Raw genomic sequence first — 14,944 nt, forward strand, 5'->3', positions numbered from 1 at the left:
CCCCCCCCCCCCCCCCCCCCCCCCCCCCCCCCCCCCCCCCCCCCCCCCCCCCCCCCCCCCCCCCCCCCCCCCCCGCTCTCGGGGTGACGCCGGGGAGGGAAGGCGTGCGCCCCGAGGTTCTCAGCGGCAGGTGCGCCCACCGTTGATGCAGCGCACCGCGCCGGCCATCAGGTTGTCCGACATGACGTTGATGAAGTCACCGTGGTCGGTCACCGGCTTGTGCAACTGCTCGGGGAAGCTGTCCACGGCGAACTTCGCGCCGGGCTGCACCCCGTACACGATCCGCTGCACGAGCTGCGGGATGGCCTTGAAGCCGTTCGGGCAGGAGCCGTTCTTGTCCGCGAACGCCACGTGCGTACGGTGGTTGGCGCTGTCGGTGTTGCGTCCGTCCCAGCAGCTCTGGAAGTTGAAGGTGCGCACGACGTCGCTGCCCTTGGGGCAGATCGGGTACTTGTCCTTCAGCTGCCGGTTCTCGAACCCGGTGCAGCTCCAAGAGGCGTTGGCGTTGGCCGTCCCGTTGGTGAGCGCCTTGGCGTCACCGGTGATGACGCGCAGGAACCGCGGCATGGCGGTGACCTTGCTCGCGGGGCTGCCCTTGAAGTCGATCGTCACCTGCTTGGGCTGGAGGATCGTGCCGACGTTCCCGTCCTGACCGCCGCCGGGCGCGGCCGCGTCCCGTTCCTTCTGTCCGTTGCGCAGTCGCAGCACCGGCCAGTAGTAGGTGGACTGGTCGCCGTTGGTGCAGGTCGTTCCGGACGCGGCGAGGCTGTTGTTGGTGGAGAACGCGTCGGTGGTCTTGTTGCCGACGTAGTCGTGCATGTGGTGCGCGCCGTTGCTGACGCCGGGCGCGACGATGACGTTGTCCGGGTTGAAGTGGCCGTTCTCGTTGCGCCCGCACTGCACGGAGAAGGTTCCGGTGGACGCTCCCCCGCGGGCGGCGGGCTTGCGCACGTTGGGCCGTACGGTGCCGATGGCGACGAAGTCGCTGCGCGCCGGACCTCCGGCGCCCTTGGCCGCGGCCGGCGCGGCACCGGCCGCCTGGGCGTTCTTCACGTCCGCGGGGTCCGCGGCCGCGGCCTCCTGCATCGAGCAGGCGCTCAGCTGGTCCAGGCCCTGGGGGCGGGAGCCCTGCTTCGCCATCGCGTCGGAGAGACTGCCGATGGTCCGGCCGCGCTGGTTCTTCAGGTCGCCGAGGAGGGCGTTGCCCTTGGCCCGGCCGGAGGAGAGCTTGGCGTAGGCGTCGGCGACCTGGGTGTCGAGTTGGGCGAGGTTCTCGTCGACCTCCTTGCGTGCCTGCTCGGGGACGTCGCGGAGCTTGTCGCCGACGTCGGGGCAGTCGATGGTGGCGGTCACCGCCGCCTTGCCGTCCTGCCCGGCGGAGGCGCCCTGGGCGAGGAGACCGACCCCGCCGCCGCCCATGACGAGGGCGGCCACCACGGCGAGGGCCTTGTGGGCGGGTCGGAGGCGGCGTTTGTGGCCCTTTTGACTCATGCGATCACTTCACTTCGTCGATCGGGAAACGGTGGAGGGAGCCGGTGGGGCGTCCGCGAGGCCGTCGAAATCGACCAGCCCGGTGTCCTCCAGGACCGAGATGTGGTCCAGAACGGTGGCGTTGGCATCGGTGGCCAGGGCGCGGACCATGGAATTGCGGGTCTGGGACCGGATCTGCGCCACGAGGGCGAAGACCTTCCCGTGCGCCCGGCGCAGCAGTTGGGCGAACAGTCGTTCGTACTGGGCGCCCTGGGCCCGGTCCAACTGGTCGAGCCAGTCCTGCTGCTGCGTGCTGGGCCGGTCCGGCAGTTCGACGCCGAGGGCCTGCCCCACCTCCAGTACCCGGCGGTCCAGTTCGGTGTGGCCCTCCACGAGGTGCTCACCGGCGGTCTTCACCGTGGGGCGAGTGGGACGTTGCTGGGCCTGCCGGCCGGCGGGGAGTTCCCACAGGCCGGCGAGCCGGACCTTGCGTACGAAGTCCCGGTCCGCGGGGGTCAGCGGCCCGAAGGCCGTGCTCAGGGTTCCGGCGCCGTCGTCATCCGCTGTGGCCGTGGCGGCGGAGGCGGACGTACCGCCGAACTTGTCCACGGGGATCAGCAGGGCGATCAGGGTGAAGGCGAGGGCACCGATGACGATGCCCGTCCCGATCACGTGCCTCGAAGCGAGCGACATGCTGCCGACGGACGACCGACGCAGTGACGGCACAGTACCTCCTTGCTCTGGGGGCCAGGAGGGCTGCGGGCCGTACCGGCGGCCGCTGCGGGCCGCCCGGACACATCCGCACTCCCGGGTGCCAAGGGACGCTAGTGCCGCCCGTGGTGACGGGACATCAAGGCAATCACGATCGGATAGACATCCGGGCAACCCCCCGAAAGGCTGGTACCGTGCCCCGGCCGCACCCCGGTCGTCGGCGGTCGTCGCCGGTTCCGCCCGTGGGCGCCCTCCCCTGTCCGCCTCCCGCCCCTGACCCGCTCCCCGCTCGCGTCCGCGTCCGTACGGAGCCCCGCGCTGCGCCGCGCGGCCGCCGGGCGCGCCGGCGGTCGTAGGGTGGAGCGGGACGGGCCCAGGCGGGTGCGAGGCGAGGCGAGGAGACCCGGTGCGTGACGCAGACTTCTTCCGACGCTGGATGGACACCACCGCTGCGGCGGTGGAACGCGAGGCGGACCGACTGACCGAGCTCGACTCCCCCATCGGGGACGCCGATCACGGAAGCAACCTGCTGCGCGGGTTCGTGGCCGTACGGAGCGCCCTGGCCGGCGCCGATCCGGCGACCCCGCCCGGCGCGCTGCTCCAGCTCGCCGGGCGGACCCTGATCTCCACGGTCGGCGGCGCGTCCGGACCGCTGTACGGGACGCTGCTGCGCCGCACCGGCAAGGAGCTCGGCGAGGCCGCCGGGGTCTCCGACGACGAGCTGCGCGAGGCCCTGTCGGCGGGCGTGGGCGCGGTGGCCGTGCTGGGTGGCGCGGCGCCGGGCGACAAGACGATGCTGGACGCGCTGGTGCCGGGAGTGGCGGCGCTGGGCACCTCGTACCGGGCCGCCGCGGAGGCGGCGGAGAACGGCGCCCGGGCGACGGTGCCGCTGATCGCCCGCAAGGGCCGGGCCAGCTACCTCGGCGAGCGCAGCGTCGGGCACCAGGATCCGGGGGCCACCTCGTCCGCCCTGCTGCTGGACGCGCTGGCCGACACCGCGGAGGGCGCCGCGTGAGCGCCGGGCCGCTGGTCGGGGTCGTGCTGGTGTCGCACAGCGCCGCCGTCGCGGAGTCCGTGGCCGAGCTGGCCCGGGGGCTGGCCGGTCGCGGCGCGGTGGCCCCGGTGGCCCCGGCGGGCGGCACCGCCGACGGCGGTCTGGGTACGAGTGCTGACCTGATCCTGGCGGCCGCGTCGGCGGTGGACGGGGGCGCGGGAGTCGCGCTGCTGGTGGACCTCGGCAGCTCGGTACTGACGGTGAAGTCGCTGCTGGCGGAGGACGAGCTGCCGGCCGGGTCCCGGCTGGTGGACGCGCCCTTCGTCGAGGGGGCGGTGGCGGCGGTCGTCGCCGCCTCGGCCGGTGCGGACCTGGAGGCGGTCGTGGCCGTCGCCGCGGAGGCGTACGCGTACCGCAAGGCCTGACCGACCCGCACCGGCCGGACGCGTGCGGCCCCGCCCCGGCCGACCCGCACCGGTCGGTGCGGGAGGCGTCGGTCGGTGCGGGAGGCGTCGGTCGGTGCGGGTGCGGTGCGCCCGTCAGCGGCCGCGCAGGTTCGCGATCTCCCGGCGGTCGCGCTTCGTCGGCCGACCCGTCCCCCGGTCGCGGATGCCGACCACGGCGGCCTCGACGGGGGTGGGCGGCGGCGGGCTGTTGTCGATGAAGCACTCGGCGGCGACCGGGGCGCCGACCCTCTTCGTCACGGGCCGCCGGACGACCACGATGCGTTCGCGGCCCGCATGGAAGAGCCGTACCTCGTCTCCCGCGCGCACCGTCTGCGCCGGCTTCGCGCGTTCCCCGTTGACCTTCACGTGGCCCGCCCGGCAGGCGGTCGCCGCGACGGAGCGGGTCTTCGTCAGACGCACCGACCAGATCCAGGCGTCCACCCGGGCGCTCCCCTCCTCCACCGGCCCGGCCGGGGGCGTTGCGGTCGTCGACGGCTCCTGCGTCTTTTCGTCAGCCATGCCCCGACTTTACCGAGCGCGGCGGCCGAGAACGGAATGACTTTTGGCGGATAACACAACGAGCATGGCATCTGCAATGGAGATCGTTCCAAACGAATTGCAAATGCCCGAGGTATGCCCCTACCTTGTCGCACATGCAGTCCTACACCATCGGACAGGCGGCGCGCCTGCTGGGCGTCAGCCCGGACACGGCACGCCGTTGGGCCGACGCCGGCCGGGTCGCGACCCATCGCGACGAGGGCGGCCGTCGCCTGATCAACGGCCGTGACCTGGCCGCCTTCTCCGTGGAGGTGGGTCAGGGCGCGCACATCGAGGACGGAGAGCCCTACACCTCGGTGCGCAACTCCTTCCCCGGCATCGTCACGGCGGTGAAGCTCGGCGACGTGTCCGCCCAGGTCGAGATCCAGGCGGGTCCCCACCGCCTGGTCTCCCTGCTGACCCGTGAGGCCGTCGAGGAACTGGGGCTGGAGGTCGGAATGCGGGCCACCGCCCGCGTGAAGTCCACCAGCGTGCACGTCGACCGAGCCTGATCCGGCCCGGCCCGCGTTCCGCCCCCTCGCCCCGCCGACCCCCGCCGACCCCCACCGCCCGCAGCCGCCGCTCTCGCCTTCCGCTGTCCCCAGACCTCCCCGCCCCGCTCCGCCCGTCACCGGCGCGGGTCACCCACACGCGGTCCCGGCACCCGGCCGGCCGCCGACCCGACCGAGGAGCACCCAGCCATGTCCCTGATCATCAACCGCCGTGCCGCGGCCGCCGCGCTCACCGCGGCCCTTCTCGTGCCGCTGTCCGCCTGTGGCGGCGGCGACAAGAAGTCCGACACCGGCGCCTCCACCTCCGCTTCGGCCTCCGCGCCCGCCGGGGCCAAGGCCGCGAACCTGACCGTCCTCGCCGCGTCCTCGCTCACCGACGTGTTCAAAGCCGCGGGCGCCGCCTACGAGAAGGCCCACCCCGGTACGAAGGTCACCTTCTCCTTCGCCGGCTCGCAGGAACTCGCCGCGCAGGTGAAGCAGGGCGCCCCGGCCGACGCGCTCGTCACCGCCGACACCAAGACGATGGACGGCCTCAAGGCCGAGACCAACGATCCCTCGGTGATCGCGAAGAACCGTCTCGTCATCGCGACGGGCAAGGGCAACCCCTTCAAGGTCGACGACCTGAAGGACCTGGCCGACACCAAGCTGAAGGTGGTCCTCGCCGCGCCCGAGGTCCCCGTCGGCCGCTACAGCAAGCAGATCCTCGACGCCCAGAAGGTCGAGGTGAAGCCGGTCTCCCAGGAGCCCAACGTCCGCGCCGTGCTCAGCAAGGTCGAGCTCGGTGAGGCCGACGCCGGTCTCGTCTACAAGACCGACTCCGCCAAGTCCGGCGACAAGGTCGTCACGGTCGACATCCCGGACGACCAGAACGCCGTCGCCTCCTACCCGGCCGCGACGCTCAAGCAGTCCAAGAACGCCGAGGCCGCCGCCGCGTTCGTGACCTGGCTGAACGGCCCCGAGGCGCAGAAGATCCTCCAGGACGCCGGTTTCCAGAAGCCGTGACCGCCACGCCGAACGGCGCCGAGGGGGACTGCCCGGTCCGGGGGGACGGGCAGTCCCCCTCGGCGCTCCCGGCCCCGGCGGCGCTCCCGACCCTCTCGGCGCTCCCGGCCCCGGCGGCGCACCGCGCTCCGTAGGCTTCGTCCCCGGCACCTCCCGGTACCGGTCCCAGCAGCTCCAGCCAGGAACCCCCATGAGCAGACTCCGCACCCGCAACCGGCCGCCCATGACGCTGGCGCTCCCCGCGCTGCTCGCCATCGCGTTCCTGTTGCTGCCCCTGATCGGCATCCTCACCCGGACCCAGTGGGGCGAACTCGGAACCCACCTCACCAGCCCCGGCGTCGTCGAGGCCCTCAAACTGTCGCTGGTGGTGTCCCTGTGGGCGCTCGGGCTGTCGCTGGTCCTCGGCGTACCGCTCGCCTGGCTGCTGGCCCGCGTCGACTTCACGGGCAAGGCCCTCGTCCGCTCGCTGGTCCTGCTGCCGATGGTGCTGCCGCCGACCGTCGGCGGTGTGGCGCTGCTGCTGGGATTCGGGCGGCGCGGGCTGCTCGGGCCGTGGCTGGAGGAGACCTTCGACATCACGCTGCCCTTCCACACCTCGGGCGCCGTCGTCGCGGCCACCTTCGTCGCGATGCCGTTCCTCGTCATCAGCCTGGAGGGCGCGCTCGGCGGCCTCAAGCAGAGCTACGAGGAGACCGCCGCCTCCCTGGGCGCCTCGCCGGTACGGGTCTTCTTCACCGTGACGCTGCCCATGGTGGCCCCCGGGCTGATCGCGGGCGCGGCACTCACCTGGGCCCGCGCGCTCGGCGAGTTCGGTGCGACCATCACCTTCGCCGGCAACCTGCCGGGCACCACGCAGACCCTGCCCCTCCAGGTCTACCTGCTGCTCCAGGACCAGCCGGAGGCCGCGACCTCGGTCTCGCTGCTGCTGCTCGCCATCGCCATGGGCGTACTGATCGCCCTGCGCGGCCGCTGGACCGGCACCCCCGTCGCCCGTCCCGCGACCGAGGTCCCGCCCGTGGCGGAGGAACCCGCCGCGCCCGGACCCGACATCACGGGGACGGCATCCGGATCCGACGCGGCGAAGGGGGCCGACGACGGACGCTGGCCCCTGCACGCGGAGGTGACCGGCTTCAACCGGCTCACCCTGGACGCCGCACCGGGCACCACCATCGCCGTCGTCGGGGAGAACGGCGCGGGCAAGACCACCCTGCTGCGCGCCCTGCTCGGCCTGACGCCCCGCGCCCACGCCACGCTCAGCCTCGGCGACACGGACGTGACCGCGCTGCCCCCGCACCGGCGGCAGGTCGCGTGGGTCCCGCAGGACGGGGCCCTGTTCCCGCACCTGACGGCCCTCGCGAACACGGCGTACGGGCTCCGCGCGCGCGGCACCGACCGGGTGACCGCCCGCCGCGAGGCCCAGGCCTGGCTGGACCGGCTCGGTGTCGGTCACCTCGCCCGGCGCAAGCCCGCACAGCTGTCCGGCGGGCAGGCGCAACGCGTCGCCCTGGCCCGGGCGTTGGCCGCCCGCCCCCGGCTGCTGCTGCTCGACGAGCCCCTCGCGGCCCTCGACCAGACGACGCGCGCCCGCGTGCGCCACACCCTGCGCACCCACCTGGCCGGCTTCGGCGGCGTCTGCCTCATCGTCACCCACGACCCGGTCGAGGCGGTGTCGCTGGCCGACCGGGTCCTCGTACTCGCCGACGGCCGGACCCTCCAGGACGCGGCGCCCGCCGAGGTCACCCGGCATCCGCGGTCTCCCTGGGTGGCTCGGATGCTCGGCCGCAACGCGTGGCCCGGAACCGCGTCCGCCGAAGGCCTCGCCCTCGCGGACGGCGGTCGGTTGGTGGTCGCGGAGACGCTGCCCGAGGGCGCGCAGGCCCTCGCGATCATCGCCCCCGAGGCGGTGTCCGTGCACCGGGAGCGCCCGAGCGGCAGCCCGCGCAACGTCTGGCCCGGCACGGTCCGGGAGATCACCGCCGTGGGCAGCCGGCTCCGCGTGCTGATCGCCTCGGCCGAGGCGCCCGACCTGGTCGCGGAGATCACCCCGGAGGCGGCCGCCGAACTCGGCGTGACCGACGGCGTGGCCGTCTGGACGAGCGTGAAGGCGACCGAGGTCACCCTCGTACGACTGTAGGACTCATCACCCGGGGGTGGTTCACCGGTGTTTCACAGGCCCGCGCGGGACAGGAGCTCCTCCATCTCCGCGAGGGAGGGCTGCGGAGCGTCGGGGACGGGCGGCGTGCGCGGCGGACAACCGTGCGGCCCGAAGGACGCCGCGTAGCGGGCCAGGTCCTCCTCGGTCGCCACGGCCGGGTCCGCGAGGAAACGGTCGGCGCCGGCGCGCAGATCGGCCTCGATGGACCGTCGTACCGCCGGCGTGGTCTCCCGTCGCCGGGCGATCACGGCGCGGACGTTCGGTTCCGGGTCGGCGGCGAGGAGGTCGATCAGCGGACGGGGCAGTTCCGGGTGCAACCCGAGCATGCTAAGTCGCGGTGGTACGAGGGAACAGGGCGGCAACAGGGCTTCCCGCGCCGCGGTTTTCGGACACGGTCTACGGGCGTTCCTGACGTACCGACAGCCACTCGTGGCCCGGCGCCGGGAAGGCGTCGACGCCGAACAGGGTGCGGGTCGTGCGGGTCGTCGCGACGGTCGGGACGCCCTCGCCGCGGACGGCCGAGAAGCGGGGCGCTCCGGGAATGATGAGCACCGCGTTCTTCCCGGTGTCACGCCGGAACTCCGCGAGGCGCCGGGTCAGCAGAGCCGCTTCCTTGCGGTCGACGGTGTGGGGGGCGTACGGAGCCACGACGGCCAGCGCACCCGTCCAGGGCTCCCGGGCGGCGGCGTCGAGGGCCCCGGTCAGGGCGCGCATCCGGGCGAGGCCGCCGCCGTCGAGGGTCCGGCGGGTGGTGTCGAGCGGCAGGAACCGTACGCCGCGGTGGACGAACGGCCGCGGCTCGGCGCCGGTCAGCACGAGGTCCGCGGTCCCGGCCGGTACGGCCGTCCCCGGGGCCGGGGCCGGGGCGACGGCGAACCTCCAGGACCGTGCCCGGACCTCGTCGGCGGAGGCCACGACGGGGTCCGGGCGGACGGTGCCGGGCACGGCGGGACCGGTGGGCGGGGTCGGGGCGGTGAGCGTGTCCAGGACCAGGCGGCCGGAGCGGGTTCCGGTGGCGGAGAGCCGGGTGAGGGTCAGGGGCCGCTCGGCGGTGCCGGGCAGGGGGAGGTTCAGCTCCCGCCAGCCGGCCCAGTCCACGGCGGGCCCCCGCAGGGTCACCACGGCCCCGTCCGCGTCGAGCAGTTCGAGGGCGGGCCGGGCCCCCGAGGCGTCACCGTGGACCCACAACGACACCGACCGGGCGAGCTCCGGTACGGGCAGCGGCCGGGGCGGGGTCGCCCCGGCAGGCCGGCCGGGGCCGGGTTCCAGGGCGAGGCCCCGGCCCGGCCGGCCCTCGGCCGGTGCCGCGCCCGTACCGGTCCAGGCGGCGGCGTCGTCCAGGGCGGAGAGGGGCCGGGTCACCGAGCCGACGCCGAGGGCCACTTCGGCGGTGACGCCGGTGGCGGAGCCGCCGGCGGGATCCGAGTCGGAGGCGCGGATGGTGGCGCGCAGCCGGCCGGTGGCCCGCGGAACGAGGGCCGTGACGGTGTAGCCGCCGTGCCCGTCCTCGGTGACGCTCCACCGACCGCGGTCGTAGTGCAGGGTCACGTCCCGGGGTTCGACGGGGGCGGCCGCGCCCTGGGCGTCGTACCCCGTCAGGGTGAGCGTGGCGCTCTCGTCGCGGGTCAGGAGGCCGATCCGGGCCGGGGCGGGCCGGATCCGGGCCGGCGGACCGAGCACGTCGAGGCGGAGGGTGCCGCGGGCGCTGCCGCGCCGGGCCTCGACGGTGACGGGACCGGGCTTGCCGGCACGGAACACGGCGTCCGGGCCGATCCGGCCGCTGCCGGCGGTCCATCGCGGGGTGCCCGCGGCGGGGCCGAACGAGGTGTCGTGGCCGGTGGCGGTGAGGGTGCGGGTCAGCCCGGGAAACAGCCTGGTGGCGGCGCCTTGTGCTTCGACGCGGTACCCGGCGAGCTGCCCGGAGCCGGTCGGCGCGGTGAGCACGAGCCCGTTGGGGACGGGGCGGGGACTTCCGTCGGACGGGGAGTTCTCCGTGCTCGGGGTCGACGCTCCGGGTGCCGACGCGAGCAGGGTCGAGGAGCCGCCGCCGTCGAGGTTGAGGGCCTGGTGCGCGCCGAGGCGGTGCAGGAGCCGTCCGAGTCCGGTGAGGGTGAGGCCGCCGCTGTCGCGCTGTCGGCCGTCGACCGTGACGAGCCGCAGTCGGCGGCCGTCCTCGGACAGGGCGGCGGCGGTGCGCGGGGCGGCCGTGTCGTTGGGCCGACCCGTGTGGTCCAGTGGCCTCCCGTCGACGACCAGGGGCTCACGGCCCCCGACGGCGGCCACGGGAACCGGCCCGGACGTGGGCAGGGGCCGCGCGGTGACGGTCACCCGGTCCCCGGTGCGCAGGGCCACGAGGGCGGCCGTCTGCCGCGCACCGCTCGCGAACAACAGGGTGGTGCCGGGGGCGGGGCGCCGGGGCCGGGCGGACCGGAGCGGGGTCCGGGCCGGCGCGACGACCGTTGCGTCGCGGAGTTCGACCATGGCGCCGGGGCCGGGGGCCGGGGTGGGGAGGGTCCTGCCCGACCAGTCGGCGGTGTAGGCGGAGAAGCCCTCCGCCGGTGGCCGGGCGGCGTTGTACCCGGCCAGAGGGCGGGCCGGACCGTCGGGCAGGGTGACCGCGCCGGCCGCCGGGAGGCGCAGGACGCGGCCGGTGCCGTCCGCCCCGAACCCGACGGCGGCGCCGCCTCCTGGTCCGGGCGAGGCGGAGTGCAGCAGCCGGCCCGCGCGGACGCCCGGGCCGAGGGGGGCTCCGGTGGCCCGGATGTCGAAGAAGTCCCCGTTGACGGCGGCGACGACCCGCCGGCCGGGCCCGGCGGCGTGCCGGGCGGCGGCCTCGGCCACGGTGGCGGGCCCGACGCCGCCCAGGTACTCGGCCCGCACCCCGCTCCCCGCCCCGAGGTCCGCCACCAGTTCGTCGATCCGGAGCCACCGGTCCCCCTCCAGCCGGTCGTACGACTCCAACCGCACCCCCGGCGCCACCTGCCGCCCGACCCTGGCGGTCTCGATCCCGTCGACGGGGTCCGCGGCGGCGGGGTGCGCGGGAGCCGTGGGGAAGGCGGGGAAGGCCGGGCCTGGAGCCGCAGCTGCCGGCAGGCCGGTCGGAGACCCGACGGGTCCCGCGTACGCACGCCCCTCGGATCCCCCGGCGAGCGCGAAACCCGGTACGGACGCGAAGGGGCCGGGGAACCCGGACGGCCCGGACAACCCGGCGGGCGCGGACAATCCGGCGGGCGCGGGGAACGGCGGCTGTCCCCGGAGCTCCGGGGTGACGAAGAGCCCACGGGTCGGGGCGGACGCGAGCTGCCCGGGGCGGTCCCGGGTCGCGGAGTACGCCGGATGTTCCCGCGCCTCGGAGCCCGCGGCGTGGGCGGGGGCCGCGAGGGCCGCGGCGAGCAGGGCGGGCAGCAGCGGGCGAAGGCTCGGCATCCAGGCAGCATCGATCACTTCGTAGGACGATCGGGTCGTCCGCCCGCCGGAAAGTGGCGTGTTCAGCCATTTGCCGCCCGACCGTCGCGGGGCCTCAGTCGTCCCACGCCACCTGCGGTGTTCCGGCCGGCTCGGGTGGGGATTCCGGTTCGGGCCGTGGGAGCCGCGGCCCCGCCGCCGTGCCCGGCATCCGCCCGGCACCCGCGTCCGCGTCCGCACCCGCGTCCGCACCCGCATCCGCATCCGCATCCGCACCGACGCTTCCACCCGGCAGTGGCCCCGGCACGGGCCCCGGCGCCGGGGCGGGGACGTCGAACTCGCACCACACGCTCTTTCCGCTGCCCCGCGGCTCCACGCCCCAGTCGTCCGCGAGCCGGTCCACCAGCATCAGGCCACGGCCCGACACCGCCCAGTCCCCCGCTTCCCGACGCCTCGGCAGGGCACTGCTCGTGTCCTCCACCTCGATCCGGATGCGGCTCCCCGCCGTCAGCCACATGACGACGTGGCCACCGCCGTCGGTGTGGACCAGGGCGTTGGTCATCAGCTCGTCCGCCGCCAGCTCGATCTCGTCGGCCTTCTCCCGTGCACCCCACGCGGCGACCGCGGCCCGGATCAGGTGGCGGGCCATCGCCGGCCCGTCCGCGTCGCCGGGCGTGAGCCGCTGGTGCAACGGGCCTCCGCCGCGCGGCACGGCGGCGCCCCGGCGGCGCAGCAGGAGCAGGGCCATGTCGTCCCCGCCGCCCGCGTCCCCGACCAGGTCGCAGAGCACGTCGGCGAGCTCCTCGACGTCGGTGGGGCCCGCGCCGGCGGTGTCCATGAGCTCCCGCATGCCGGCCTCGGGGTCGCGGCCGGGCCGCTCGATCAGGCCGTCGGTGCAGAGCAGCAGGGTGTCCCCGGGGTGCAGTTCGAGGGACGTGACGGGGTAGCCGGACCCGCTGCCCTGCCGGTCGCGCGGAGGCAGGCCCAGCGGAAGGCCGCCCGCGACCTGGACGCGGTGGCAGCTGCCGTCGCCGCGCCGGACGACGGGGTCCAGGTGGCCGGCCCGGACCATGCGCAGCATGCCGGTGTTGAGGTCGATCTCGGCGTAGGTGCAGGTGGCGAAGCGGTCGGTGGCCAGGTCGCGCAGGAACGCGGAGGCGCGGGCCATCGCCGTGCCGGGGGTGTGCCCTTCCAGGACGTACGCGCGCAGCACGATCCGCAACTGGCCCATGACGGCGGCCGCGTCCGTGTCGTGGCCCTCCACGTCTCCGATCATCACCCCGACCCGGCCCGCGCCGAGCGGGATCACGTCGTACCAGTCGCCGCCGATGTCCCGGCCCATCCGGGCGGCCCGGTAGCGCACGGCGATCCGCGCGCCCGGCACCTCCGGGATCCGGCGCGGCAGCATCGCACGCTGCAGGCCCTCGGCGAGGTCGTGCTCCTGCTCGAACAGCATCGCCCGCTGGAGGCTTTGCGCGATGCCGCTGGCGAGGGCGACGAGGAGGTTGCGTTCCTCGCCGGTGAAGTCCCCGTCCCGCGTGTAGAGCAGCCCGAGCGCGCCGACGGGCCGACCCTGGGCGATCAACGGCAGGTAGACGCCGCTGCGGACCGACAGCGGTTCGATGTACGGCCACAACTGCGGGTAGCTCCGCTGGAACTCCTCCCGGGAGGATATGTAGACCGGCTGGAGGGTTCGTACGGCCTCGCTCATCGGAAACCGGGCGTCGATGCGCGTGTACTCGATCTCGGGGACGTAGGTGCCGAGCTGGCCCTCGGCGACCAGGTGGATGCGGCCGCCGTCGACGACCCCGAGCATGACGCTGACGGCCCCGAGGTGGCCGAGGGCCTCGCGGTCCTTGAGCACGTCGGTCACGTCGTTGACGGTGCGCGCGTGGGCGAGGATCGCGGTGGTCCGTTCGACGACGCCGGTCATCCGGCGCCGCCCCTCGTCCCGCTCGCCGGCGGCGCCGGGCTCGCCGGGGTCGCGGGTGGCGTCGCGGAGGATGCCGATGATCCGGTACGGGCGGTCGTCCTGGTCCCGCAGGATGTGGCCCTGGAGGTGGATCCAGGCGGGGTCGCCGCCCTCGCGGGGGGTCCGGAAGTAGACCCCGTAATGGCTGCGGCCGTCCTGGAGGGCCTGCACGACGCGGCTGTCGTACCGGTCCTCCTCCCCCGGGGCGACGCGGCCGCGCAGCCCGGCCGGAGTTCCGTCGAACTCCGCCGGACGCAGGTCGAGCACCTCCAACGCGGTGGCGTCCAGATGCATCCGCCCGCTGTCGAGATCCCAGTCGAAGGTACCCATGCGGTTGAGCGCGAGGCTCAGATCAGGCCGCGCGGGCCAGTCGACCTCGGGGTTTCGTCCCCGTTGGTCCATGGAGCAAGGGTCTCACTGTTACCCCGTCCCCGGCATGCGCAGGGAACCCGGGCGCCGCCGAGCGGGTCAGTCCCGGGAGGGCGGGGCGGTCGCGGAATCGGTGCCGGTCGGGGTACCGGCCCGTTCCCGCTGCGGCCGGTCCGCCGGCCCCGACTCCGACGGTCCCGTCGGGGTGCCGGAGTCCTCGGTGAGCCCGGGTGCCCGTGACCGCGTCGACGGCCCCTCAGAGGTGCCCGGGGACGTTCCGCCGGGCGAATCGGCCGGGGAGTCCTCGGGGGAGGCGGGGGACTCGTCGGAGGGGGTGTCACCCGGACTGTCGGAGGGGGTGTCTCCCGAGCCGTCGGAGGGCGGGCCGACGGAGGAGGGGCCGTCCGGACTCCCGGAATCGGTGACGGGCGGCGAACCGTCCGACGCCGGAGGGGACACGGGAGGGGTGACCGGTGGGGACACCGGCGGGGTCGTGTACTTCGGTGTGGGGATGACCGGCGGCGGTACGGGCCTGTCGGGCTTCGGGTCGGCGCCGCGCTCGCGCTCGAACCAGCGCCGGTCCTCGTGGTCGTAGATCACGATCTTGTTGACGATGGTCACCGACGGGGCGATGACCACCACGTCCTGCGGCCGGTAGGAGCTCCACGGCCGCCCCTGCCGTTTGGCGTCCGCCTTCAGCGCGACGGCCGCCCCCAGCGGGTTCCCGCACGCGCAGCGCACCCGGGGCACGCCCCGGTCGTCCACGAGGACGGCCGTCCCGGCCTGGAGCACCGCCTGGTAGGGGGTGGCCCGGCCGTCGCGGAAGCCGTGGTTGGTGACGCGGGTGTCGAGGGCGAGCTGTACGGGGGTGAGGGAGCGCAGGTGACCCGGTACGGCGGCCGGTCGGATGCCGAGCGCGGAGGCGAAGGCGGCGTTCTTGGGGGGCTCCGCCGACAGCAGCGCGATCTGCTTCTCGACGTCGCAGCCGGCGACGTTCTTGGTGCCGCCGTACAGGCCTGGGGTGGACCCGGTGACGCTGCGGATGCCGAGGGGAGCGCCGGTACTCCGTGTGGGTGATGTGGACGGGCCCGGAGGTCGGCTCGCGGGCGGCACGGTGGCCTCCTCGGCGGCCGTCGACTCGGTGAACGGGGCGGGGCCGGTCGCGGCGGCGGGCTGGAGGAACACCTCGGCGCCGGCCCGGTCGGGGTTGGGCGTGGGCGTGCCCCCGCCGCCCGACCGGGTCAACACCACCACCAGGGCCGCGACGACCGCCAGCGCGACGACCGCGGCGGCCGATCCGCGCGGGGAGCGCCACCACGGCCGCCCGGACGGGCCACCGCTCGGGGGTGGGGGCGGGCCCTGCGGGGGCGG

General features: G+C 75.1%; 12 protein-coding genes. 5 read left to right on the forward strand and 7 right to left on the reverse strand.

All coding sequences use genetic code 11. The features are described 5' to 3' along the window. Positions 1-120: 120 nt before the first annotated feature. On the reverse strand, positions 121-1,491 hold the full coding sequence (locus NOD94_RS35115; protein ID WP_281210271.1) for a DUF1996 domain-containing protein: 1,371 nt from the start codon (positions 1,489-1,491) through the stop codon (positions 121-123). Positions 1,492-1,500: 9 nt separating this feature from the next. Further along, positions 1,501-2,196: a DUF4142 domain-containing protein gene (locus NOD94_RS35120; protein ID WP_319189910.1), complete on the reverse strand. Its 696-nt coding sequence runs from the start codon at positions 2,194-2,196 to the stop codon at positions 1,501-1,503. Between the two features lie 391 nt (positions 2,197-2,587). Here NOD94_RS35120 and dhaL point away from each other — a divergent pair, with 391 nt between their 5' ends. Together dhaL and NOD94_RS35130 are read left to right on the forward strand one after the other, a co-directional pair. Next, positions 2,588-3,196, forward strand: a complete 609-nt coding sequence (gene dhaL, locus NOD94_RS35125; RefSeq protein WP_281210272.1) for a dihydroxyacetone kinase subunit DhaL — start codon at positions 2,588-2,590, stop codon at positions 3,194-3,196. After that, complete coding sequence (locus tag NOD94_RS35130) at positions 3,193-3,600, forward strand: PTS fructose transporter subunit IIA (RefSeq protein WP_281210273.1); 408 nt, start codon at positions 3,193-3,195, stop codon at positions 3,598-3,600. Before dhaL ends, NOD94_RS35130 begins: the two co-directional genes overlap by 4 nt. 114 nt (positions 3,601-3,714) lie before the next feature. Here the strand turns inward: NOD94_RS35130 and NOD94_RS35135 are convergent, their stop codons facing one another. Then, positions 3,715-4,140, reverse strand: coding sequence for an RNA-binding S4 domain-containing protein (locus tag NOD94_RS35135; protein WP_281210274.1), 426 nt, complete (start codon positions 4,138-4,140; stop codon positions 3,715-3,717). 134 nt (positions 4,141-4,274) lie between these two features. On the opposite strand from NOD94_RS35135, the gene NOD94_RS35140 reads away from it, so the two are divergent. The 3 genes from NOD94_RS35140 to NOD94_RS35150 all read left to right on the forward strand — a co-directional run bounded on the left by NOD94_RS35140 (position 4,275) and on the right by NOD94_RS35150 (position 7,806). After that, positions 4,275-4,670, forward strand: coding sequence for a helix-turn-helix transcriptional regulator (locus tag NOD94_RS35140; RefSeq protein ID WP_281210276.1), 396 nt, complete (start codon positions 4,275-4,277; stop codon positions 4,668-4,670). Between the two features lie 189 nt (positions 4,671-4,859). Next, positions 4,860-5,672, forward strand: a complete 813-nt coding sequence (modA, locus tag NOD94_RS35145; protein ID WP_281210277.1) for a molybdate ABC transporter substrate-binding protein — start codon at positions 4,860-4,862, stop codon at positions 5,670-5,672. Positions 5,673-5,862: 190 nt separating this feature from the next. After that, positions 5,863-7,806, forward strand: coding sequence for an ABC transporter permease (locus tag NOD94_RS35150; RefSeq protein WP_281210278.1), 1,944 nt, complete (start codon positions 5,863-5,865; stop codon positions 7,804-7,806). 32 nt (positions 7,807-7,838) lie between these two features. Here the strand turns inward: NOD94_RS35150 and NOD94_RS35155 are convergent, their stop codons facing one another. The 4 genes from NOD94_RS35155 to NOD94_RS35170 all read right to left on the reverse strand — a co-directional run. Beyond that, a complete protein-coding gene (locus NOD94_RS35155; RefSeq protein WP_281210279.1) occupies positions 7,839-8,144 on the reverse strand; it encodes a hypothetical protein in 306 nt (101 codons plus the stop codon). A 79-nt stretch (positions 8,145-8,223) separates the two neighbouring features. Beyond that, positions 8,224-11,253 (reverse strand): phosphodiester glycosidase family protein, encoded by a 3,030-nt coding sequence (locus tag NOD94_RS35160; protein WP_281210280.1) that lies wholly within the window; start codon positions 11,251-11,253, stop codon positions 8,224-8,226. A gap of 94 nt (positions 11,254-11,347) precedes the next feature. Beyond that, positions 11,348-13,606, reverse strand: a complete 2,259-nt coding sequence (locus NOD94_RS35165; protein WP_281210281.1) for a SpoIIE family protein phosphatase — start codon at positions 13,604-13,606, stop codon at positions 11,348-11,350. A 66-nt stretch (positions 13,607-13,672) separates the two neighbouring features. Then, on the reverse strand, positions 13,673-14,944 hold a 1,272-nt coding region (locus NOD94_RS35170; protein ID WP_281210282.1), incomplete at its 5' end, for a DUF6777 domain-containing protein.

The sequence above is a fragment of the Streptomyces sp. Isolate_45 genome (assembly GCF_024721315.2).
Taxonomy (GTDB): Bacteria; Actinomycetota; Actinomycetes; order Streptomycetales; family Streptomycetaceae; genus Streptomyces.

Bases quoted from the DNA above. Each gene is read 5' to 3' on its own strand.
- NOD94_RS35140 (WP_281210276.1), top strand. From the start codon at position 4,275: ATGCAGTCCTACACCATCGGACAGGCGGCGCGCCTGCTGGGCGTCAGC.
- NOD94_RS35150 (WP_281210278.1), top strand. From the start codon at position 5,863: ATGAGCAGACTCCGCACCCGCAACCGGCCGCCCATGACGCTGGCGCTC.
- NOD94_RS35115 (WP_281210271.1), bottom strand. From the start codon at position 1,491: ATGAGTCAAAAGGGCCACAAACGCCGCCTCCGACCCGCCCACAAGGCC.
- NOD94_RS35165 (WP_281210281.1), bottom strand. From the start codon at position 13,606: ATGGACCAACGGGGACGAAACCCCGAGGTCGACTGGCCCGCGCGGCCT.
- NOD94_RS35135 (WP_281210274.1), bottom strand. From the start codon at position 4,140: ATGGCTGACGAAAAGACGCAGGAGCCGTCGACGACCGCAACGCCCCCG.
- modA (WP_281210277.1), top strand. From the start codon at position 4,860: ATGTCCCTGATCATCAACCGCCGTGCCGCGGCCGCCGCGCTCACCGCG.
- NOD94_RS35160 (WP_281210280.1), bottom strand. From the start codon at position 11,253: ATGCCGAGCCTTCGCCCGCTGCTGCCCGCCCTGCTCGCCGCGGCCCTC.